Genomic DNA, 21,312 nt, shown 5'->3' with positions numbered 1-21,312 from the left:
GGGGAGGTGTCAGAGGGTCATGGCCGCCAGCCAGCCGAAAGCCAGCAGTGGAAGGTTGTAGTGCAGGAAGGTTGGCACCACCGTGTCCCAGATGTGGTGGTGCTGGCCGTCGATATTCAGGCCCGAGGTGGGGCCGAGGGTTGAGTCCGAGGCGGGCGAACCGGCGTCACCCAAGGCACCGGCGGTGCCGACAATGCACACGATCGCCAGCGGGCTGAAGCCCAGTTGCACACACAGCGGCACAAAGATCGCGGCCAGGATCGGCACCGTGGAAAACGACGAACCGATGCCCATGGTCACCAGCAAACCGACCAGCAACATCAGCAACGCCCCTACCCCACGGCTATGGCCGATGAAGGCCGCCGAGGTTTCCACCAGCGAGCGCACATCGCCGGTGGCCTTGAGCACTTCGGCGAAGCCCGAGGAGGCGATCATGATGAAGCCGATCATGACCATCATCTTCATGCCTTCGGTGAACAGGTCGTCAGTGTCGCGCCAGCGCACGATGCCCGACACCGAGAAAATCAGGAACCCGGCCAGGGCGCCAATGATCATCGAGTCCAGCCACAGCTGGATGATGAACGCCGAGGCAATCGCCAGGCCGGCCACCAGCAGGGTCAGTGGGTTGTACTGCACCGCCACCTGTTCGACCCGTTCGATTTTCTCCAGGTCGTACACGCGTTTCTTGCGGTAGCTGACAAACACCGCCACCAGCAGGCCCACCACCATGCCCAACGCCGGCAGGCTCATGGCGTGGGTGACGTTGACCTGGCTGACGTCCACACCGCTCTTGGCCACGTTGGCCAGCAGGATCTGGTTGAGGAAGATATTGCCGAAGCCCACCGGCAGGAACATATAGGGCGTGATCAAGCCGAAGGTCATCACGCAGGCGATCAGGCGACGGTCCAGCTGCAGCTTGGTCAGCACGTAGAGCAGCGGCGGCACCAGCAACGGAATGAACGCGATATGGATCGGCAGGATGTTCTGCGAAGCAATCGCCACCACCCACAGCAGGCCGATCAGCAGCCATTTGACATGGCTGCCGCCGGTGGCTTCCTGGCGGTCTACCAGCAGTAGCGCCTTGTCGGCCAGGGCGTGAGCCAGGCCGGATTTGGCAATTGCCACGGCGAAAGCACCGAGCAAGGCGTAGGACAGCGCCACAGTAGCCCCCCCTCCCAAACCGCCATTGAAAGCCTTGAGCGTGGCGTCGATACCCAGGCCGCCGGTAAGGCCGCCCACCAGGGCCCCGACGATGATGGCGATGACCACATGCACGCGGGACAGGCTGAGCACCAGCATGGTGCCGACCGCGGCAATGACTGCGTTAATCATGGTTACCTCAAGCAGAAACATAAAAAACAGGCATGCCCGCGCCCAGGCAGCCATCGGGTGGCAGCCAGCGTGCAGGCTTGAAGGAGGTCTTATTAGAGGGCGCGCACTTTGCAGCAGGTGGGCGCTCATGTCAAAAAACCCGTGGTGAGCGAGTGTGCTCGCTCACCAAAAAAGCAGGTTTAAATTGATCGTTTGAATAAAGAAAGATCGGCACCGGCCGATACCTTGGCTCTATGTGTTTTCAGGTAAGGATGTACCGATGTCGCTTAGGCAGCTCTCCATTCAATGGAAAATCACCCTGCTCGCCGGCCTGTGCCTGCTGGGAATCGTGACCCTGCTGGTGGGTCTGTCGCTGTATCGCATGGAGCAGAGCTCGCAGCAGGTCAAGGCTTCCAGCATGCAGATGCTGGATGAAGCCGCCCAGGCGCGCATCGAGGCCCAGGGTGAAGTGCAGGCACTGGGCATTCGTCAACAGTTCATGGACGCCTACCAGTACGGCCATGGTTTCTCCCGCCAAGTGCTGTTCCTGCGCGAGCAAGCCGAGAAGCGCTTTCTCGACGCCTTCGACACCCGTGAAGACCTGACCCGCCAGGTCAAGGCCGCGCTGCAGGCCAACCCGGATTTGCTCGGTCTGTCCCTGGTGTTCGAAGCCAATGCCCTGGATGGCAAGGATGAACTGTTCACAGGCCAGGCGGAGCTGGGCAGTAACGACAAAGGCCGCTTCGCCTTGTACTGGTCGCAACCGACGCCTGGCACGCTGACCTCGATGGCATTGCCAGAAAGCGACATGTCCGATACCAGCATCAGCCCCAGCGGTGAAAAGGCCAACGCGTGGTTCACCTGCCCACGCAGCACGCTCAAGCCATGTGTGATCGAACCGTACTTTTACAAGATCGACGGGCAAAACGTGCTGATGACCAGCATCGTCTTCCCGCTGATGGTCAATGGCAAAGTCATCGCCTCGCTGTCGGTGGACATCAACCTCAACAGCCTGCAGGCGGTGAGCCAACAGGCTAGCCAAAAACTGTACGACGGCCAGACCCAGGTCAGCATCCTCAGCCCCACGGGTTTGCTCGCCGGCTACAGCGCGGACGCCAGCAAGCTCAGCCAGCGCCTGGACCAGGTCGACACCGCCAACGGCGCACAGGTGATCAGCGCCCTGGCCGGCAGTACCCAGATTCGCAGCCTGCGTACCGACCATCAGCTCAAGGTACTGGCGCCATTCACACCGATCCCGGGCGGCAAGCCGTGGGGCGTGTTGCTGGATGTGCCAGAGAAAGTCCTGATCGCCCCCGCCGAAGCACTGAAGGCGCAACTGGATACCGACAATGCCAACGGCACCCTGCTGGAACTGGGCCTGGGCTTGATTGCCGCCGTGGTCGGCTTGATTCTGGTCTGGTTGATGGCACGCAGCGTGACACGGCCGATCCTCGGCGTGGCGCACATGCTCGAAGACATTGCCAGCGGCGAAGGCGACCTGACCCGCCGCCTGGCCTACGACAAACAGGACGAATTGGGCCAATTGGCCGGCTGGTTCAACCGCTTCCTCGACAAGCTGCAACCAATCATCGCCGAGGTGAAACGCTCGGTGCAGGACGCCCGTGGCACCGCCGACCAGTCCGCCGCCATTGCAACTGAAACCAGCGCTGGCATGGAGCAGCAGTACCGCCAGGTCGATCAGGTGGCCACCGCCTCCCATGAAATGAGCGCCACCGCACAGGACGTCGCGCGCAGTGCCGCACAGGCTGCGCAAGCGGCACGCGATGCCGACCAGGCCACCCGCGACGGCCTCACGGTGATCGATCGCACCACCCGCAACATCGGGGAGTTGGCGGCAGATATGAGCACAGCCATGGCCCAAGTCGAAGGCCTGGCCGCCAACAGCGAGAAAATCGGTTCGGTGCTGGAAGTGATTCGCGGCATCGCCGAGCAGACCAACCTGCTGGCGCTGAACGCTGCCATCGAGGCCGCCCGCGCGGGTGAGGCCGGCCGTGGCTTTGCGGTGGTGGCCGATGAAGTGCGCAATCTGGCGCGGCGTACCCAGGAATCGGTGGAAGAAACCCGCCTGGTGATCGAGCAATTGCAAAACGGCACCGAAGAGGTCGTCGGCTCGATGGGCAACAGTTATCGCCAGGCCCAGGGCAGCGTCGAACAAGTCGGACAGGCCGTGACCGCCCTGCGCCAGATTGGCGATGCCGTCACAGTGATCAGCGACATGAACCTGCAAATCGCCAGTGCCGCCGAAGAGCAAAGCGCGGTGGCCGAGGAGATCAACAGCAACGTCGCTACGATCCGCGATGTGACTGAGTCGCTGTCGGAACAGGCGAATGAGTCGGCGCGCGTGAGCCAGGCATTGAACAGCCTGGCGAATCAGCAGCAGGGGTTGATGGATCAGTTCCGCGTCTAAAAACACAGACCTGCAGGAACCGGCTTGCCGGTTCCTGCAGGGTGTGCGTTAACGCTTGGGCAATTCGATCAGCACTTTCAGCCCACCCAACCCACTCTCCTGCAACTGCAACACCCCGCCCCACACCTCGACAATATCCCGCACGATTCCCAGCCCCAGGCCATGCCCGTCAATCTGTTCATCCAGGCGCGCGCCCCGACTGAATACCTGGTCACGCTGGGTTTCGGGGATGCCAGGGCCGTCATCTTCCACCACCAACCGATAGCTGTGCGCCGCCTCGGTGACGGTCAGGCGCACATCGGCATCCGCCCACTTGCAGGCGTTATCCAATAGGTTGCCGAGCAGCTCCAACAGGTCTTCACGGTCCCAGGGCAGTTGCAGGCCGGGCGCGGCGTGGTAGCTCAGGTCCAGGTGCTCACCGTGGATCATGCTCAGGGTGGCGAGCAAACCGGGCAGTTCTTTCTCGCAGTCGAACAAAGCGCCCGGCAGCGTTTCCCCGGCCAGGCGAGCGCGGTTGAGTTCGCGGTTGAGGCGTTGCTGTACTTGCTCCAATTGGTCACGCAGCAGTTTGCTCAGCGCCGGGTGATCCCTGAGCGCCTCGCTCGAGGCCGCGCTCAACAGCACCGCCAGTGGGGTTTTGAGCGCGTGCCCGAGGTTGCCCAGGGCGTTGCGCGAACGCTTGAGGCTGTCTTCGGTGTGGGCGAGCAGGTGGTTGATCTGCGCCACCAGCGGCTCCAGCTCCAGCGGCACCTGGGTATCCAGTTGCGAGCGTTGCCCCTGTTGCAGCTGGGCAATCTGGTTGCGCGCGGTCTCCAGCGGGCGCAAGGCGCGGCGCACGGTGACCCGTTGCAGGATCAGCACCAGCAGCAGCGCCGCCAGCCCCAGCACCAGGCCGATCTGGCGCATCAGGCGAAAGCTTTCGCGCACCGGGGTGTAGTCCTGGGCCACGCTGATGGAAATCGATTGGCCAAAGCGCTTGTAGTCCGAACGCAACACCAGCAATTGCTGGCCTTCCGGCCCCAGTTGCAGGTTGCCCTTCAGGCCGGCCTCGGGCAGGCGCGGCAGTTCCTGGTCCCATAGCGAGCGGGAGCGCCAGTGGGTATCGGCAAAATCGATGCGAAAGTAATGCCCGGAGAACGGTCGCTGATAGGCCGGCGACAGGCGTTGCTCATCCAGTTGCACGCCATTGGGCCCGCGCACCAGCGCCACCAGCAGGTTTTCGGCGTCATTGCGCAATCCAGCTTCCAGGTACCGCTGCAACCCGGCTTCGAACAACCACAAGCTGGTTTGTGCCAGCACCACGCCGACGATCACCATCACACTGATCAGGCCCAGGCTCAGGCGCCGCTGGATCGACTTCATGCAGGGTTGGCGCCGAACCGATAACCCTGGCCGCGCCGGGTCTCGATCACGCTGCGGCCCAGTTTGCGGCGCAGGTGGTTGACATGGACTTCGAGCACGTTGGAATCGCGCTCGGTCTCGCCGTCGTACAGGTGCTCGGCCAAGTGGCTTTTAGACAGAATCTGTTCGGGGTGCAGCATGAAATAGCGCAACAGGCGGAATTCGGCGGCGGTCAGCTGGATCTCGGCGCCGTCGCGCAGCACGCACTGGCGGCCCTCATCCAAGTGCAGGCCGGCAGCTTGCAGGGTGGGCTGGTTGGCCTGGCCATGGGAACGACGCAACAGTGCCTGGATGCGCAGGTGCAATTCTTCCGGGTGAAAGGGCTTGGCCAGGTAATCGTCGGCGCCGGCCTTGAGCCCTTCGATACGCTCGGCCCAGGAATCGCGGGCGGTGAGGATCAGCACAGGCGTCGCCAATGCGGCGGCACGCCATTGCGCCAGGACCTCCAGACCAGGCAGACCGGGCAGCCCAAGGTCGAGAATGATCAGGTCGTAGGGCTCGCTTTGCCCCTGGTAGGCGGCATCACGCCCGTCGGCCAACCAATCGACGGCATAGCCCTGGCGCTGGAGACCCGCTAACAGTTCATCCGCCAAGGGTACGTTGTCTTCCACCAGCAGCAGGCGCATCAGTCTTCCTCGTCTTTGATCAGCACACCGGTGCTCGCGTCCAGCTTGATCTCGCGCACCACACCTTCGGTAGTCACCAGTTCCACTTCATAGGCATATTGCCCGTGCTTCTTTTCCAGCTCGGCTTCCAGCAGGCGTGAGCCGGGATAGCGCGACATGGCCTGCTGCAACAGTTGCTCCAGCGGCAGGATCACCCCCTGCTGGCGCAGCGCCAAGGCTTCATCCTGGTTGAGGTCGCGGGCTGCCAGGCTGGAGCAAAATGCCATGAGCACCAGCGCCACGCGACTGCAGGCGCGTAAATTTACCTTCATTACGTATCCTGATGATTCTTGAGAACCTGCCCGGTGAGCGCGTCCAATTCAACATCCCATTCGATGCCGTGGGCATCTTCCAATTCAACCTCATAGACGTACTTGCCATAGGCCTCGTCGAGGTCGGTATCCAACAGTGTCGATCCGGGATGCAGGGCCAGGGCCGCAGCTTCCAGTTGGTCAAAGGCGACGATAGTAACAGTGGCAGGCACTTTCAGTGGCTTGTCGGGGTCCACGGCTCGGGCCTGGGTCGCCGTGAGGGCAATAATACCGGCGGCGACCAGAGCGGTGAGGCGCTTCATGATATGTCTCCGTTACAGGATGTTTTCCTACGCCAGCCACCGTACGCGCTGCAACTTAACTGAAACTGAATTGCCACCATGGCAATTCCCGCCAAGGCCTTTTCCCCCACATCCCGCGAGATTTTCTATAATGCCCCGCTCGCTCGACCAGAGACCGGTATGACAGCCATCCACATCAAGTTTCCCGCCCTGACGCTCAAGGCCGGCAAACGCGCCTTTGCGCGCATTCGTGAGCAAGGTCTCAAGCCTGCCGATGTCGGCATCCTGCCCGGCGCGGCTGGCGGCCCCAAGGCACTGGGCATCCAGGGCCTGGACCTGGCGCTGTTCGGCGACTGGCTGCCCCGCGCGACACGGGAGCGCGCGCTGATCGGCGCGTCCATCGGTTCCTGGCGGTTTGCCAGCGCCTGCCTGCCCGACCCGGTGCAAGGCCTGCTGGACCTCGGCCGCCTGTACAACGAACAGCGTTTTGCCAAAGGCGTGACCATGGCCGAAGTCAGCCAAAGCTGCCAGCGCATGCTCGACGACCTGCTGTCCGGGCGCGATGCGCGGGTGCTGGACAACCCGGACTATCGCCTCAACATCATGGTGGTCAAGAGCCACGGCCTGCTTGCCGATGACCACCGCGGTCGCCTGGGGCTGGGCCTGTCGTCGGTGATTGCCGATAACCTGCGCGGCCGTGCGCGGCTGTCGCGGCACTTCGAACGCCTGATTATCCACGATCCGCGCCAGGCCCCGCCGGTGCATCCGTTGACGGATTTTCCCTCGCGCTTCCTGGCCCTGGAGCTGGGCAACCTGCGCCAGGCATTGCTGGCGTCGGGCTCGATCCCCATGGTGATGCAAGGCGTGCGCGACCTGCCAGGCGCCGGCGCCGGTACCTACCGCGATGGCGGCCTGCTGGACTACCACCTCGACCTGCCCTATCACGGCGATGACATCGTGCTGTACCCGCACTTCACTGATCGGGTCATCCCCGGCTGGTTCGACAAGGGCCTACCGTGGCGGCGCAGCAACCAGCAAGGCCTGCAAGACGTGTTGCTGCTGGCGCCCTCCAAGGACTACCTGGCCCGCCTGCCCCACGGCAAGCTGCCCGACCGCAGCGACTTCAAGCGCTTCTTGGGCGACGACCCGAGCCGCAACAAGTACTGGCAGACCGCAATGAGCGAGAGTCGGCGGCTGGGGGATGAGTTTCTGGCGCTGGCGGATAACGGCCAATTGGGCGAAAGACTAAGCGTCCTTTAGTCGCTGGCTTGCCTGCGAAGGCAATAAGCACCTGCACAACGCCTTAGGCTGGGCCGGCGTTCCGGGCTCTTTTCCATAAGTGACCCGCTGCAAGAGCGGAACCCATGGCAGCCGTTACCGCAGAAATGGACAGGTACCCGGTCTGATCCATCACCCAGGTCAGTTGCTAGCCCGCTCCCCCATGTTTGGATCGCGGGAGGCGTGGATAAATGCGGCGCCTATCTATTTTTCACCTGCAAGCCGGCGCCTACAGAGGGACGGTATGCGCGGCAAGGGTTCAAGCTGTTAAACTCGCCGCCTGCCAGACATCGACCGAGCTGAAAACACCGTGGAAATCTTCAAAGAGTTTACCTTCGAATCCGCCCACCGCTTGCCTCATGTACCGGAAGGCCACAAATGCGGGCGCCTGCATGGGCACTCGTTCAAAGTGGCGATCCACCTGAGCGGCGACCTGGATCCCCATACCGGCTGGATTCGCGACTTCTCGGAGATCAAGACGATTTTCAAGCCGCTCTATGAACGCCTTGATCACAACTACCTCAATGACATTCCAGGCCTGGAAAACCCGACCAGCGAAGTGCTGGCCAAGTGGATCTGGAATGAGCTCAAACCCCTGCTGCCGGAGCTCAGCGCGATTCGTATCCACGAGACCTGCACCAGCGGCTGCATCTATCGCGGCGAATAAGCCTGCGATATGAAAAAACCACCCATGCGGTGGTTTTTTTGTGCCCGTCTCCCTTACAGTCGTGGCTTCCTGCCCACAAGGAGCACGCGGCAATGATGCGCCCCGCTACGAGTCATGATGTCGCTGCTATCGAGGCCATTGTCCAGGCGGCCTACTCGCCGTATATCGAGCGGATTGGCCGCAAGCCGGGGCCGATGCTGGAGGACTATCACCAGCAGGTGAACATCGGTGGCGTGCATGTGCTGGAGCAAGCCGGGCAGCTTCAGGGCTTTATTATCCTGCGGGATATCGACGGCGCGCTGTTGCTGGATAACCTGGCCGTCGCCCCGCACGCCCAGGGCCTGGGCTTCGGGCGGTTGCTGATGGATTTTGCCGAACAACAGGCCCTCGACGCAGGCTTCACCGCCATCCGCCTGTACACCAACGAAACCATGACCGAGAACATCGGGCTGTACACGCGCCGTGGTTATGTCGAAACCCATCGCGCTGAAGAACACGGCCTGCGCCGCGTATACATGACCAAGCGACTGCGGGAGCCACCCATGGAAAACACCTGGCTGGCCCAAGCCAAACGCCTGCAGGCACTGGCCTCCACGGGACTGCACTTTTGCACCGATGATTTCGAGCGTGAGCGCCTGGAAGAGATTGCCGAGATTGCCCACAGGATGCTCGCGCAATTGGGCAATGTGCCCTTGGAACGTATCACCGGGTTGGTCACCAACTTCGCCCAGCGCTACTCGACGCCAATGGTCGACGTACGCGGTGCGGTCATCGAGGGCGACCGGATTCTACTGGTGCGCGAGTTGACCGATGGCTGCTGGGCGTTGCCGGGAGGTTATGCCGACATCGGCTTGTCAGCGGCGGAAAACATCGTCAAGGAGATCCGCGAGGAAGCCGGGCTGACGGTGACCGCACGGGCACTGTATAGCGTGACGCACAAGGCCAAGGGGTTGTATCGGCCGGACATACGGGACTTCTACAAGCTTTACTTCCTGTGTGAACCGCTGGATCGGTCGGCACCGATGGCGGGCTTGGAGACCACCGATGTGGGCTTTTTCCGCCTTGATGAGCTGCCGCCACTGTCGCGCGGACGCACCATCGAAAGTGACCTGGAAGCTGCATTCGCCTTCCACCGGGGTGCGACGACCTACACGCTGTTCGACTGATCCATTTTGTATCACCGCTGCACTGCTTTCGTGCCCAACTGGGCACTGCGAACAACCCTCGCTGCGTTCCCGCCCTGTTTGGCTATAAATACTGTGCACGGTGCACAGCCACAACCGTGCGCCTGTCACTGCTGCCGGTTTGGCACGCACGGTGCAATACGCCTGCGTCACTCATTCAGGAGCACGCCACATGACGCAGCAAGAACCGGGCAATGATTACCCCCTCAGCGAAGTCCCGATGCATGCGCGCAAAGGCCTGGCGTCGACCGCCATGGTGCTGCTGGGCTTTACGTTCTTTACCGCGACCATGTTTGCCGGCGGCAAGCTGGGCGTGGCGTTCAGTTTCACCGACATGCTCGGCGTCGTGGCCCTGGGTAACCTGCTGCTGGGTATCTACGCCGCAGGCCTGGGGTACATCGCGTTCAAGAGCGGGCTGAATTCGGTGCTGATGGGGCGCTTCTGCTTCGGTGAAGTGGGCAGCAAGCTCAGCGACTTGATCCTCGGCTTTACCCAGATCGGCTGGTACGCCTGGGGCACCGCCACGGCCGCCGTGGTGTTGGGCAAATATTTCGAGCTGGGCCAGGGCAGTGTGCTGGCGCTGATGGTGCTGTTTGGCCTGGTGTTCTGCGCCACGGCCTATATCGGCTATCGCGGGCTGGAGATTCTGTCCTACATCGCGGTGCCGGCAATGGGCATTCTGCTGTTTCTGTCGATGTGGGTAGCCACGGTAAAAGTCGGCGGGCTGGAGGGGCTACTGGCGGTGGTGCCGACCGCTGAACTGGACTTGTCCACGGCGATTACCCTGGTATTCGGCACCTTTGTCAGCGGCGCGACCCAAGCCACCAACTGGACGCGCTTTTCGCGCTCGGCCAAGGTGGCGGTGCTGGCCAGCCTGATCGGTTTCTTTATCGGCAACGGCTTGATGGTGCTGATCGGTGCCTACGGCGCCATCGTCTATCAACAACCGGACGTCGTCGAAGTGTTGCTGCTGCAAGGCTTTGCGATGGCGGCGATGGCCATGTTGCTGCTCAATATCTGGAGCACTCAGGACAACACTATCTACAACTTCGCAGTGGCTGGCTGCAACCTGCTGCGCACCAAGCGGCGCAAGACCGTGACCCTGGCCGGCGCGGTGATCGGCACCCTGCTGGCATTGCTCGGCATGTACGACATGTTGGTGCCGTACCTGATTCTGCTGGGTACGGTGATCCCACCGATTGGCGGGGTGATCATGGCGGACTTCTTCTACCGGTATCGCGGCCACTATCCGCGCCTGGCCGAGGCACGCCTACCTGCGTTCAACTGGACAGGGCTGGTGGCCTATGCGGTGGGCACTGTGCTGGCGTTCAATTCACCCTGGGTCGCGCCGTTGGTGGGCATTGTTGCCGCGTCGCTGACCTACATCGTGCTGACCGCCGTGCTCCGGGTGCGCGCGCCCTTGGCTGATGCCCAGGCATGAGCCTGACCATTGCCGATGTGCTGGCCTTGCCGGGCCTGGAGTCCATGTGCCTGCGCGCCGGTGAGGCAGGCTTGGAGAATGGCGTGCGCTGGCCCTACGTGGCGGAAAACAGCGGGATTGCCGAATGGGTGCTCGGTGGCGAACTGGTGTTCGTCACCGGAATCAATCACCCGCGCGACGAAGCCAACCTGCTGCAACTGCTGGAAGAAGCCTGCGAGCGTCAGGTGGCTGGATTGGTGATTCTGACCGGGCCGGCGTATATCCAGGCGATTCCCCGGCGCTTGCTGGAGGCTGCCGAAGCTGCCGGCATGCCGCTGATCGAGCAACCTTACTCGTTAAAAATGGTGCTGGTGACCCAGGCCATTGGCTCGGCGCTGATCCAGTCCGAGCAATTGGGGCGCTCGCGGCACGATGTGCTGGAGCGCTTGCTGACCGGCGACTATCAGTCCCTGGATTTGCTGCTGCACCGTGGCGTGCAATTGGGCCTGTCGCTGGCCGGGCATTGGCAGGTTGTGCAACTGCAACTGGAAGGCAGTGAACTGCTGTTTGCCCAGGGCGATACTGCGGAGGTCGAAGCGCAACTGGCTCGCCAACACGACGGAATCAGTCGGCGTTTGCGCCAGGTGTCGGCGAGGCTGCCGGTACTCGGGCGGGCCGGGCAATGGACACTGTTGCTGCCGGCCCCGGACGCTGTCGCTGCCCAGGCCAACCGCCAGCAGTTGGCCAGTTGGCTCAACCCGCTGAACCTGCGCCTGGCGCCGCTCAAATTGTTTATCGGCCTCAGCGCCGCTGCGCACCCACCGGCACGCCTGGCCCAGGCGCAGGATGAGGCACGCCAGGCACTGGCGGCCGCGCGGCGTTTCAGCGAGCGGGCCGGGCTGTGCGTATACGATGAGCTGGGCGTGCTCAAATTGCTCAGCGGGGTACGCGATCGGGCCCTGCTCGATCAGTTCCTGAATGAACGCCTCGGCCCATTACTGCGCCACGATATGCACCATGGCCCCAGCCTGATGCCCACCCTGGAAGCCTGGTTTCACGAGAATGGTAACCTTGTGGCCGCCGCCCAGCGGTTGGCTGTGCACCGCAACACCCTGACGCACCGCGTCCAGCGCATCGAGGCCTTGTGCGGCCTGACGCTGGATAATGCTTATGATCGCCTGGACATCGGTATTGCACTGATGATCTGGCGACTGTCTGCCTGATTGTCTTTAGCCAAGAGGAACTTGCCCATGCACATCATCAACGCCCGCCTGCGCAACCGTGAAGGCCTGCATGATCTGCACCTGGAACACGGCCGGATCGCCAGTATCACCCCACAATCGAGTGCCACGATTGCGACGGCCGACGACCTGGACGCCGCCGGCAACCTGGTGATCCCCCCTTTTGTGGAGCCCCATATCCATCTCGACGCCACGCTGACCGCTGGCGAACCGCGCTGGAACATGAGCGGCACCCTGTTCGAAGGCATCGAGTGCTGGGGCGAACGCAAGGCCACCATCACCCAGGAAGACACCAAGACCCGCGCCAAGAAGACTATCCAGGCCCTGGCCGCCCACGGCATCCAGCATGTGCGCACCCATATCGACGTCACCGACCCGGATCTGACCGCGCTCAAGGCCATGCTGGAAGTGCGCCAGGAAAGCACGCACCTGATCGACCTGCAGATCGTCGCGTTCCCCCAGGAAGGCATCGAGTCGTACCGTAACGGCCGTGAGCTGATGGAAGAAGCCATCCGCCTGGGCGCCGACGTGATCGGCGGCATCCCTCACTTTGAATACACCCGCGACCAGGGCGTGAGCTCAGTGAAGTTCTTGATGGACCTGGCCGAACGCACCGGTTGCCTGGTGGACGTGCACTGTGACGAAACCGACGACCCGCATTCGCGCTTCCTCGAAGTACTGGCCGAAGAGGCTCGCAGCCGTGACATGGGGGCCCGTGTCACCGCCAGCCACACTACGGCCATGGGCTCCTACGACAATGCCTACTGCGCCAAACTCTTCCGCCTGCTGGGGCACTCCGGTATCAGCTTCGTCTCCTGCCCCACCGAGAGCATTCACCTGCAAGGCCGCTTCGACGCCTTCCCGAAACGTCGCGGCGTCACCCGGGTCAATGAACTGCTGGAAGCCGGCATGAACGTCTGCTTCGGGCAGGACTCCATCGTCGACCCCTGGTACCCCCTGGGTAACGGCAACATCCTGCGGGTGCTGGAAGCCGGTTTGCACATCTGCCACATGCTTGGCTACCGCAACCTGCAAAGCGCCCTGGACCTGGTGACCGACAACAGCGCCAAGGCCATGGCCCTGGGTGACCGCTACGGCCTGGAGCCTGGACGGCCCGCGAACCTGTTGATCCTCTCGGCGGACAGCGACTACGAGGTCATCCGCAGCCAGGGCCTGCCGCTTTACTCGATCCGCAACGGCAAGGTGTTGATGAAGCGCCAGCCAGCGCACGTCGAGTTCGTTTAAACGCCTGGTTCAGACGATCGAGTCGATATCCAGTGTTTGCGCCCTCCCCGATTCTTCATGGATGGCGGGAGGGATACTCGCGAGCGGGGCCGGCTCGCGGTTTTCACGGTGGCCGAACCAGCGCTTGAGGCTCGCTTGCAAGTTGGCATTGTGGGCGTGACTGCCATAGACATCCCGGGCTTCCAGACGGCGCCAACGCAGGCTTGCAAGGCGCTCGCGGCTGGTATGCAAGCGGTCGATCTCGGCGTTCAAGGCTTCGTTGTGCTCATAGCCACGGTCATTGGCGGGCCTCAGGCGGGCCAGTTCACGACGCTTGTTGCGCAGTTGCTGGCGCATGGTCTCGAGTGCGTGGTCGAGCAGGTCAAATTCTCTCGGCGTTACCAGGGGCCCGTTGCTTTCCTGGGTTTGTTGCCATCGCCGTAGTGTCGCCCAGGCGGCCGGGATGTAGCTGGCGGTCATGAAGTGCTGGTGGGCCTGGAACAGCTGCCGGAGCAGGTTGTCACGATTGGGCATGTCGCCATGCAGTTGCAACGCTCGGCTGCAGCCGGCTTCCTGGATGGATTCACAACCCGGCTTCCACAAGACCGAGGAATGCGTGCCATCCGCGAGCACGATCGGCATGAAGTGTTGCTGTTCGCCATGGTGCTGGTAGGGATTGCCACCGAAACGTACCAGGCCTGCGGCGAACAACAGTCCACCCGGCGCGGGTGCGCTGAACAGTGTGACGGCGCCGGGGACCCAGAGTTTGGCGGTGGTGTTCATCCACGGGGCCGGCACACTGGGGACGGGGTCGTTATGGTTGACGATGCGGTGGTGGACCAGGGCTGAGGCGCCGAGGGTAAATTCGGCGTCGGCCGCGCGGGGGGCGCCGTAGGTGTAGAGGAGGATGTTGTAGGTACGATTAGGAATACGACGTAGGCCTTCTGCCAACAACAACGCGATTGCGCCGCCCAGGCTATGGCCGCAGATGACGATTCGTTGCCCTATATGAAACTGAGTGAGGTAATGCAGCACGAAATCACGCATCGCCCGGTAAGCCTGATAAAAGCCTTCGTGTGCCTTACCGACGCCCTCGGCGAAAGCCACCTGATGGGCATTGGCATCCCTTAACCCATCCGTTGCGCTGGCGGTACCACGTATTGCAATCAGGATTACCTCCTCATGGTGGCTGATAAATGCCTGAGTATCGGTACCAAACTCTTCATCATCGAAAAAGTGCAAACGTGCCGGGTGCTCCTGCTTAGCCCCCAACTCCGGTCGGTTTTGCGGATACAACGCCGGATCGAATGGCAGTATCTCGAAGCGCCTGGAGTACGGGACTTCTTCGTATAGGGGATAGAAACATTGCTGTTGCTCCGCATCGACTCGCCAGGCCTCGTGATAACCCGAGAGTTTTTCAGCAAAAAAATGACTGACGCTGGGATCGAGGGGAAATCGAACTTCGTCTTGAGGCTGTTGAGGTGGCTCCTGGCCGAAATCGCAATAACTCAAGGTGGACATCAACGCCAACTGGTACAGGTTCAAGGCACAGAAACGGTCTTCGGTCGAAAGCATCGGACGTAAAGCTCGCAGTGGCCGAACCTGAAGAACGGTGTGGTTGTTGGGAAACAACACGATCCCCGCCAAAGTCGGTTGGGATGGTCCAAAGCCAAGATCCGCCAGCATCTTTAATGCATGCCGCTGGGGTTGATGAGTTCGCTGCGCAATCGGTGGCAAGTGGGCGACATGACGGACCAGATCGCGAACTTCAACTTGATAAAACCGACAGGCTGTTTGTTGAACCGGATCATCTTCGGTACGCCGACCGTCGGAGCGAGCAAATCGGGTCTGTTCGGCACGAATTTGAAGCTCGGTGATCGGCAGCTTGTATGTGGGGCGCGACATCAACTGACGATACAATGGCTCTGTGCCTGAGTACAGGTCGTCGAAAACAAGGACTACAGGCCCGCAGTACATATCTTTTAACTCCGCGAACCCGTCTCCATTCAGCCGACCTTTGTATTGTTGTCCCGCACTGTCGTGAAGGGTGTAAGGCAATCCACCGTAGGCCGTCCCAACGCCGAGTTCATCCACCAGGCAAAAACTCACCCAATGCCCGCGCAATGCACAGGCCGGCTTGTTATCACTGAAAAAAGGTTGCTTCCGTGCGTCCAGCTTCATGAGCTTGCTCCTTGTTAATTACACGATGGATAGACATCACAGATGCGACCATCCGGCATTGTTATAGGCTTGAAGTCGGTGGTATTACCGTCGCAAAACGCATACAGGTCTTCAAAACTTTTACCTTTGCAACGCTTCCATCCGCCGGGAACGGCCACCCACCTATCGTCAAAGTAGGGAGCTTCCTCACCAGTCAATACAAACGTCGCCCTGAGGGCCTTTCCCGATAACTGATCTCGTTGCACTGCAACGCCTGCTCGTTGTTCTTGCGGCTGACTCGCCAGCCCGAAAGCGCTGCATGTAAGGGCCTTAATAATTGCGTGCTGCGGCCCCGCAGTCCGAAACCTCCACTGACATCGCCGGTGTAGTTCCTGAACTCTCGTCTCTGGCATCCCCGGTCCATCAGAGTCCGAATAATCTCGAATTGAGAAACTTGAATTGTCTCCTCCAACGTCTGAATCTCGAGGTCCCCACTTCGCATACGTTCTAAAATCCACACTGCGCAAAACCGTAGGGCACCCTTCAATGACCTCAGTCAGCGGTAGCTCAACACTCACGCGCTCAGCCATCGGTTTGTACCGCGCAATAAAGATTTTCCTCTCAGGTCGCTTGCCTCGACGCCTCGGCAACGTGCAAGTTTCCCCAGTCGCGGGCCCATAGTTGGCGCCGCCGATGAAGCGAAATTCCGCCGGCAAATCCACCTCCAACGTAAACCGCTCGACCGGCTTCCCCACGCACCCCGTCAGCCCAACCACCCCTAAGGCAATTAACACACCCCACCTTCGCCTACTCATCCTTTCCCCCCGTTAATGCCCACTGCGCTACCACCCGTTCAAAATGGTCCCCTGGTGCTTCCCCAACCAGTGGTTGCCACCGAATGACACTGCTGCGCGTGGCCTCTTCCAGCCGTCGCACCACCAGGAACTCCAGCTGTTCCGGCCTTCGCCACTGCCAGGTACGAGCCTGTTTCAGCAGCTGTTCCAGCCAGATTCTCGGGTCTTGGAATTCCGCCAACGCGACCAGGTCTTCACTGTGCTCGGCCAACAGGTAACGCAGGATATTGGCGTGCAGGATGGCTTCGGCGTTCGGGTTGGGCGTGTTCAACCAGGGCGCGGGATCCGGCACGGGATACTCGCCGGGCTGCGGGTTGTCAGCCGTGCGCCAGCGCTCTTCGTGCCAGTAGCACACGCTGACCAACGGGCCGAGGAAGGCCGGTAAGTGTTCCGGTTGCAGGTACGCCAGCGCACGCCCCAGGGTGCGGTTGTCGTGAAAGCGGTACATCGACGGCGCGCCGGTTGTCCCCACCAGCAGCCTGTCACGCCAGTGTCGAGTCACGGCCGCCAAGTCTTCGCCTGGGAGACTGCCCAGCCAACCCCAGTTGTTATCGGGCTGCTGCACAAGGGCGAGCAGTGCAGGTTCGCTCATCTGCTCGAGCAGCAAAACCACGGGGCCTTCCCCCGCCAGTTCCGCCAAGTCGGTCTTGGCGTAGAGGCTGCAATACCCTGAAACATCGCGCGTCGCCAGCAGTGGCTGACAGGCGTCGTCATGCCCCTCAAGGATCAAGCACAGGCGGCGTCCTGCCTGATGCTGTTGATCCATCCATCGGCCTGGCATGTTCTGCATCAAGCGGCCCTCCCCGGCAGATCACATAGGCCTTCGCCGCAGCGCTCGCACACCGGGCAGTAATCGGCCCCCAGTTGCCTGGCCAGTTTCATCAGGGTGCCTTGCACCGTGGAGAGCCTTGGCCTGTCGGCCGCCGCCAGGGCACTTGCCGCCCAGGTGACGGACGGTGTGCCGCCAAGGGTGATGGGACGACTGCTGAAGATGCCGCCCGCCTGGATGACCAGGTGCTCGCCACCTGCCTTGAGGCTCAGTTGCGCCCCGGCGTCGATCACGAGGCTGGCTCCGGACTTGAGATGAAGCTGCTGCCCAGCCTCGACGAACAGGGTCTGGCCAACACGGGTCTGACTGTCGCCTTGGACATCGAGGTGGTCGCTGGCCTTGAGCACAACACGGCGATCACCGGTGACGTGGCGATGCTCCTCACCGCCCAGGTGAGTGGTGCTCATGCCCTGAATGACCTCCCGCCGTTCGCCCGCCACCTCCAACCGGCTGTCATGGCCAACCTGCTGCTCCAGGTCCCGCTGCGCACGCAGGTAGATCAGTTCCTCGCCACGCCGGTCTTCCAGGTACAGCTCGTTGGCGCCTGCGCCGCCGAGGGAGCTGCAGCTGCGCAAGACGCTGCGGGTCTTGTGCTGCGGCAAGGGATACGCCGGCCTATGCGACGCATTCGGCAGGCAACCGTTGATCAATGGCTGGTCCGGATCCCCCTCCAGGAAGGTCACCAGCACCTCCATGCCCACACGCGGGATCATCGTTGCACCGAACCCGTCGCCGGCCCATCCGGATGCCACCCGCACCCAGCAACTGCTTTTGTCATCCGACTTGTCCAGGCGGTCCCAGTGAAAGCGCACCTTCACCCGGCCATAGGTGTCGCAATGCACGTCCTCGCCAGGCGGACCGGTCACGGTGGCGGTCTGGCTGCCCTGGATGGTCGGCTTGGGATGCTTGAGCGGTGGTCGATGCACCGCTTGCCACGGGGTCGCGGTAAAGCGATTGCGATACCCCACGAATGCGTCCGTCGTGGGCAGCGACTCTTCCAGCACCTGCGGCTGATACCCCTCGTGGCGCACCGACGTGATAAGCCACAAGTCGTTGCAGGACGGATCGGGGTGATCGTGTAACTCGAGGAAGTGCCCACTGCGCAGCGCGGGTTGATCACTCTTGCCCAGTGCCCGGAGACGGTCGCGCTGGTGACGCTCCAACCCCCGCCGTGCCAATCGCTTGCCCCGGGCATGATCGGTGAACCCTGCGGGGTAGTGATAGTCCTCGAGAGGTTGCGCCGGAGCAGAGCCGGCGGTGTCCTGCAGGCACAACGAAGGGCGTTCGAAGTCATGGTCGCGGCGTACCGTCTTCTGGCTGCGCGTGGCCAGGCGCACATCGAAACGCTGGATAACCCGGGTATCGGCTTGCGGACCGCCCGCAGCGCAATAGCGCTGCGCGGGCAAGCGGCGAAACACCGTCTGGTCATCACCAAACACCAGTAGATGGGCGTCCGCGCTGTGACGGAAATGGTAGTGAATGCCCTCCTCTTCACACAGCCGCTGGATGAAGTGCAGGTCGCTTTCCGCGTACTGCACGCAGAACGTGCGCGGCGGATACACCACGGGACCCAGCTCGAACGCATAGGCATCCGCCAGGATGCCATGCTGTTCAAGAACCGCTGCGATGATCTGCGGCACGCTGCGTTGCCGGAAAATCCGCTGGTTGCGCCGGTGGGCAAGGTAGGCCAGCCGGGGCACGAGGGTCAGGTGATAGCGAGTGATGCGCCGGCCGGGGTCATCTCGACCAATGGCATAGACCTGCCCATGCAGGCCCTCTTGCGCGTCACCGAAATCCAGATAGGCGGGTTGGTGGAGCAACGATTCCAGGTCAAGGGAAGGGTTGTCACTCACGACCTGTACCTGGATGAAAAACGGTTGATCCAAGACTTCACTGCCTTTGAATGCCAGCACTTGGAAGTCGATATGCATGTGTGGAAGAATCAGTTTGAAACGTGACGAAACAAACGCGTTAACCATCCGTTGTTACCCGCCATTGATGAATGAATCCCCTTGAAATACTCCCTCTCGTTAAGCACGGAAAAGTTGCCGAGAAAAAGTGCCTGAACGCCTCGAAGCTTAGCGATTACGGGCAAAAATCGGCCTTTAAAAAATAAAAAAGAAGTTTCGTACGTCGAAACTGGAAGTATCTTTTACAAAACAAGAAAGCGAGCCAATGTGCCACTTCTTAATAATAAGAAATGCCCTACATCAACTTTTCTAACAACAACTAACTAACAGAGAAACGGCCGACATCGATTAACCGCATCGGCCGTTGAAAAACCTCACACTTGCAGCCGCGCAGTGCCGAACAGACTGACGCTCAGCAGCCTCTCGCCCTCAGTGTGCAAGCGTACCGGCGCAATGCCACCCGGCATCACCACGGCAACTTCACCGCTCTGCACCCAACCCGCACGCCATGCCGCGCAGGCGACGGCACTGGCACTGGTTCCGGAAGACGCCGTGGGACCTTCCCCGCGCTCGAACACGCGCGCGATGACGCGGTTGCCAGGCTGGCGCGCGGCCCATTGCAGGTTGACCCCGGCAATACAGGGGTGACCTCTACCCGCCGGGGGCGCGAAGGCAATCGCCTTCAAGGCGTCGAACAGAGCCGGCTGCTGCATCTGTGCGTTGCCTGGCAATGCCGACACCTGCTCGACCAACGTTACACAGTGCGGGTTACCCACCCGCACGAATTGACTGGTTGCCCACTGTGGGTTGACCGCGGCCAGCTCACTGACATGGCTCAGTTCGTTGCCTGCCAGAAACGCCTGACCACCCCCCTGCGCGCCCACCGCCGCAGGCCCGAATGCAGGCAAACCCAGTTCGAGCCAGAACCCCGTAACCTGGTCACGAATGGCGGGCTCCACCCGAGTGGCAACTGGTGATACGGCATCCGATTTGTCGTGATGAACGCGCAAGTCGCTGGCGTCGTTCATCAGGCCCTGTTCAGTTAGCGCCTGGGCAAAAATCGTCAAGCCATTGCCGCTGCGCTCGGCCAGGGAGCCATCGGTATTGACGATGAGCAGGTCAAACGGCGGCGCGGCCTGGAACGGCCCGACCAGCAAGCCGTCACAGCGGTGGGCCTTGGCGCCGGCCGGGCGTGGCGTCGGGCCCCAATCGCATTCGGAGGCGATGGCCGATGTCGTCCAGAGGTTGCGAGTAGACGCGGCCAAGGCAGCGTTCTCGGGGACAGCAATGCCTTTGTTCCTCAATGAGGTCGGGCTGACCACGCCATAGATATTGCCGCGCGCGTCGTAGAATAGGGTCATGGCGTTGCTTGCCGCAAATGCATCATCGACGGGTCCGTCCCATGGGCCTAAAGATCGGGACTACAGCGTATTACAGAACCTACTGAAAATGGGAGGCGGCCTTGAAGGTGGTAATCACCGCAAGCGCCCTGGGGTTCAAAAGCCCTCAAGGGGATTACGCACCTTCAAGACCGCCTCCTACGAACTCGATACTGCTTACGTGGCAACAAACCGCCCTAGCGTTCCAAGTGTGTAAAAATAAAATTCACAGCAGGCGGATACCGGGGGAACCCAGGTCGCGCACCAAGGCCTGATGTGCAAGGATGTCGCGCCGGACATCGTTCGTTGAACGCAAAACCAAGGATTTTTCATGACTGCCATCCCCACCTCAGCGCCCGTGGTTCCCGGGCGGCTGGAGCAAATGTCGACCCGTATCGCTTTCTTCATTGCCGGTTTCGGCATCGCCGCCTGGGCGCCGCTGGTGCCGTATGCCAAGGCCCGCGCCGACCTGAGCGAAGGCACACTGGGCCTGCTGCTGTTGTGCCTGGGCGTCGGCTCGATCATCGCGATGCCGGCAGCCGGCGCGTTGGCATCGCGTTATGGCTGCCGACGAGTACTGAGTGCAGGGACCATCATGATCTGCCTCGCCTTGCCGATGTTGGCAACGGTCAGTTCGATTCCGTTACTGATGGCAGGGTTGTTCCTGTTTGGCGCCGGCCTGGGCACGGTGGATTCCACGGTCAACTTGCAGGCGGTGATCGTCGAGCGCGCCAGTGGCAAGACCATGATGTCCGGTTTCCACGGGCTCTTCAGCCTGGGGGGGATTATCGGCGCGGCGGGGGTCTCG

18 protein-coding genes and 2 pseudogenes are annotated in these 21,312 nt (G+C 61.6%); 10 read left to right on the top strand and 10 right to left on the bottom strand.

The window, feature by feature from the left end:
• Positions 1 to 9 precede the first annotated feature (9 nt).
• The gene (locus tag CQ002_RS14740) at positions 10 to 1,329 is read right to left on the bottom strand and encodes a Na+/H+ antiporter family protein (protein WP_177431172.1); all 1,320 of its coding nucleotides are present in this window, start codon (positions 1,327 to 1,329) and stop codon (positions 10 to 12) included.
• Between the two features lie 262 nt (positions 1,330 to 1,591).
• On the opposite strand from CQ002_RS14740, the pseudogene CQ002_RS28875 reads away from it, so the two are divergent.
• Positions 1,592 to 2,881, top strand: a pseudogene (locus CQ002_RS28875) (HAMP domain-containing protein); the annotation flags it as partial.
• A gap of 102 nt (positions 2,882 to 2,983) precedes the next feature.
• The gene (locus tag CQ002_RS28870) at positions 2,984 to 3,739 is read left to right on the top strand and encodes a methyl-accepting chemotaxis protein (protein ID WP_371919456.1); all 756 of its coding nucleotides are present in this window, start codon (positions 2,984 to 2,986) and stop codon (positions 3,737 to 3,739) included.
• A 48-nt stretch (positions 3,740 to 3,787) separates the two neighbouring features.
• On the opposite strand, the gene CQ002_RS14730 is transcribed toward CQ002_RS28870, so the two are convergent.
• Genes CQ002_RS14730 through CQ002_RS14715 form a run of 4 tightly spaced genes read right to left on the bottom strand, consistent with a single transcriptional unit; the run spans position 3,788 to position 6,379 of the window.
• A complete protein-coding gene (locus tag CQ002_RS14730; protein ID WP_034103626.1) occupies positions 3,788 to 5,101 on the bottom strand; it encodes a sensor histidine kinase in 1,314 nt (437 codons plus the stop codon).
• Positions 5,098 to 5,766, bottom strand: coding sequence for a response regulator transcription factor (locus tag CQ002_RS14725; RefSeq protein WP_105161951.1), 669 nt, complete (start codon positions 5,764 to 5,766; stop codon positions 5,098 to 5,100). Before CQ002_RS14725 ends, CQ002_RS14730 begins: the two co-directional genes overlap by 4 nt.
• Complete coding sequence (locus CQ002_RS14720; protein ID WP_034103622.1) at positions 5,766 to 6,077, bottom strand: PepSY domain-containing protein; 312 nt, start codon at positions 6,075 to 6,077, stop codon at positions 5,766 to 5,768. Before CQ002_RS14720 ends, CQ002_RS14725 begins: the two co-directional genes overlap by 1 nt.
• Positions 6,077 to 6,379, bottom strand: a complete 303-nt coding sequence (locus CQ002_RS14715) for a PepSY domain-containing protein (RefSeq protein ID WP_012723360.1) — start codon at positions 6,377 to 6,379, stop codon at positions 6,077 to 6,079. The genes CQ002_RS14720 and CQ002_RS14715 overlap by 1 nt, the downstream gene beginning before the upstream one ends.
• 159 nt (positions 6,380 to 6,538) lie before the next feature.
• Between CQ002_RS14715 and CQ002_RS14710 the strand changes: the two genes are divergently transcribed.
• The 7 genes and pseudogenes from CQ002_RS14710 to codA all read left to right on the top strand — a co-directional run bounded on the left by CQ002_RS14710 (position 6,539) and on the right by codA (position 13,393).
• The gene (locus CQ002_RS14710; RefSeq protein ID WP_105161950.1) at positions 6,539 to 7,618 is read left to right on the top strand and encodes a patatin-like phospholipase family protein; all 1,080 of its coding nucleotides are present in this window, start codon (positions 6,539 to 6,541) and stop codon (positions 7,616 to 7,618) included.
• 328 nt (positions 7,619 to 7,946) lie between these two features.
• Entirely contained in the window at positions 7,947 to 8,303 is a 357-nt protein-coding gene (gene queD / locus CQ002_RS14705; RefSeq protein WP_034103617.1) for a 6-carboxytetrahydropterin synthase QueD, read from the top strand.
• Between the two features lie 92 nt (positions 8,304 to 8,395).
• Positions 8,396 to 8,833 (top strand): annotated as a pseudogene (locus CQ002_RS14700) (GNAT family N-acetyltransferase); the annotation flags it as partial.
• A gap of 12 nt (positions 8,834 to 8,845) precedes the next feature.
• Positions 8,846 to 9,469 (top strand): NUDIX hydrolase, encoded by a 624-nt coding sequence (locus CQ002_RS14695; RefSeq protein ID WP_105163114.1) that lies wholly within the window; start codon positions 8,846 to 8,848, stop codon positions 9,467 to 9,469.
• Between the two features lie 190 nt (positions 9,470 to 9,659).
• Positions 9,660 to 10,928: a cytosine permease gene (gene codB / locus CQ002_RS14690; RefSeq protein WP_069022764.1), complete on the top strand. Its 1,269-nt coding sequence runs from the start codon at positions 9,660 to 9,662 to the stop codon at positions 10,926 to 10,928.
• Positions 10,925 to 12,130: a PucR family transcriptional regulator ligand-binding domain-containing protein gene (locus tag CQ002_RS14685; RefSeq protein WP_105161949.1), complete on the top strand. Its 1,206-nt coding sequence runs from the start codon at positions 10,925 to 10,927 to the stop codon at positions 12,128 to 12,130. Before codB ends, CQ002_RS14685 begins: the two co-directional genes overlap by 4 nt.
• Positions 12,131 to 12,157: 27 nt before the next feature.
• Entirely contained in the window at positions 12,158 to 13,393 is a 1,236-nt protein-coding gene (gene codA, locus CQ002_RS14680) for a cytosine deaminase (protein WP_034103610.1), read from the top strand.
• A 9-nt stretch (positions 13,394 to 13,402) separates the two neighbouring features.
• Here the strand turns inward: codA and CQ002_RS14675 are convergent, their stop codons facing one another.
• The 5 genes from CQ002_RS14675 to CQ002_RS14655 all read right to left on the bottom strand — a co-directional run bounded on the left by CQ002_RS14675 (position 13,403) and on the right by CQ002_RS14655 (position 20,486).
• Complete coding sequence (locus tag CQ002_RS14675) at positions 13,403 to 15,553, bottom strand: lipase family protein (protein ID WP_105161948.1); 2,151 nt, start codon at positions 15,551 to 15,553, stop codon at positions 13,403 to 13,405.
• A gap of 14 nt (positions 15,554 to 15,567) precedes the next feature.
• Entirely contained in the window at positions 15,568 to 16,347 is a 780-nt protein-coding gene (locus tag CQ002_RS28560) for a hypothetical protein (protein ID WP_105161947.1), read from the bottom strand.
• The gene (locus CQ002_RS14665; protein ID WP_105161946.1) at positions 16,340 to 17,176 is read right to left on the bottom strand and encodes a DUF4123 domain-containing protein; all 837 of its coding nucleotides are present in this window, start codon (positions 17,174 to 17,176) and stop codon (positions 16,340 to 16,342) included. Before CQ002_RS14665 ends, CQ002_RS28560 begins: the two co-directional genes overlap by 8 nt.
• A complete protein-coding gene (locus CQ002_RS14660) occupies positions 17,176 to 19,194 on the bottom strand; it encodes a type VI secretion system tip protein VgrG (protein WP_105161945.1) in 2,019 nt (672 codons plus the stop codon). The genes CQ002_RS14665 and CQ002_RS14660 overlap by 1 nt, the downstream gene beginning before the upstream one ends.
• Positions 19,195 to 19,499: 305 nt before the next feature.
• On the bottom strand, positions 19,500 to 20,486 hold the full coding sequence (locus tag CQ002_RS14655) for a diaminopimelate epimerase (protein ID WP_105161944.1): 987 nt from the start codon (positions 20,484 to 20,486) through the stop codon (positions 19,500 to 19,502).
• A 349-nt stretch (positions 20,487 to 20,835) separates the two neighbouring features.
• On the opposite strand from CQ002_RS14655, the gene CQ002_RS14650 reads away from it, so the two are divergent.
• A partial coding sequence (locus CQ002_RS14650; protein ID WP_146118038.1) for an MFS transporter occupies positions 20,836 to 21,312 on the top strand: 477 nt, incomplete at its 3' end.

The sequence above is a fragment of the Pseudomonas sp. MYb13 genome (genome assembly GCF_002980075.1).
Taxonomy (GTDB): domain Bacteria; phylum Pseudomonadota; class Gammaproteobacteria; order Pseudomonadales; family Pseudomonadaceae; genus Aquipseudomonas; species Aquipseudomonas lurida.
This window is presented reverse-complemented; position numbering and strand designations above follow the sequence as displayed.

Bases quoted from the DNA above. Each gene is read 5' to 3' on its own strand.
- CQ002_RS28870 (WP_371919456.1), top strand. From the start codon at position 2,984: ATGGAGCAGCAGTACCGCCAGGTCGATCAGGTGGCCACCGCCTCCCAT.
- CQ002_RS14730 (WP_034103626.1), bottom strand. From the start codon at position 5,101: ATGAAGTCGATCCAGCGGCGCCTGAGCCTGGGCCTGATCAGTGTGATG.
- CQ002_RS14725 (WP_105161951.1), bottom strand. From the start codon at position 5,766: ATGCGCCTGCTGCTGGTGGAAGACAACGTACCCTTGGCGGATGAACTG.
- CQ002_RS14720 (WP_034103622.1), bottom strand. From the start codon at position 6,077: ATGAAGGTAAATTTACGCGCCTGCAGTCGCGTGGCGCTGGTGCTCATG.
- CQ002_RS14715 (WP_012723360.1), bottom strand. From the start codon at position 6,379: ATGAAGCGCCTCACCGCTCTGGTCGCCGCCGGTATTATTGCCCTCACG.
- CQ002_RS14710 (WP_105161950.1), top strand. From the start codon at position 6,539: ATGACAGCCATCCACATCAAGTTTCCCGCCCTGACGCTCAAGGCCGGC.
- CQ002_RS14695 (WP_105163114.1), top strand. From the start codon at position 8,846: ATGGAAAACACCTGGCTGGCCCAAGCCAAACGCCTGCAGGCACTGGCC.
- codB (WP_069022764.1), top strand. From the start codon at position 9,660: ATGACGCAGCAAGAACCGGGCAATGATTACCCCCTCAGCGAAGTCCCG.
- CQ002_RS14685 (WP_105161949.1), top strand. From the start codon at position 10,925: ATGAGCCTGACCATTGCCGATGTGCTGGCCTTGCCGGGCCTGGAGTCC.
- codA (WP_034103610.1), top strand. From the start codon at position 12,158: ATGCACATCATCAACGCCCGCCTGCGCAACCGTGAAGGCCTGCATGAT.
- CQ002_RS14675 (WP_105161948.1), bottom strand. From the start codon at position 15,553: ATGAAGCTGGACGCACGGAAGCAACCTTTTTTCAGTGATAACAAGCCG.
- CQ002_RS28560 (WP_105161947.1), bottom strand. From the start codon at position 16,347: ATGAGTAGGCGAAGGTGGGGTGTGTTAATTGCCTTAGGGGTGGTTGGG.
- CQ002_RS14665 (WP_105161946.1), bottom strand. From the start codon at position 17,176: ATGCAGAACATGCCAGGCCGATGGATGGATCAACAGCATCAGGCAGGA.
- CQ002_RS14660 (WP_105161945.1), bottom strand. From the start codon at position 19,194: ATGGTTAACGCGTTTGTTTCGTCACGTTTCAAACTGATTCTTCCACAC.
- CQ002_RS14655 (WP_105161944.1), bottom strand. From the start codon at position 20,486: ATGACCCTATTCTACGACGCGCGCGGCAATATCTATGGCGTGGTCAGC.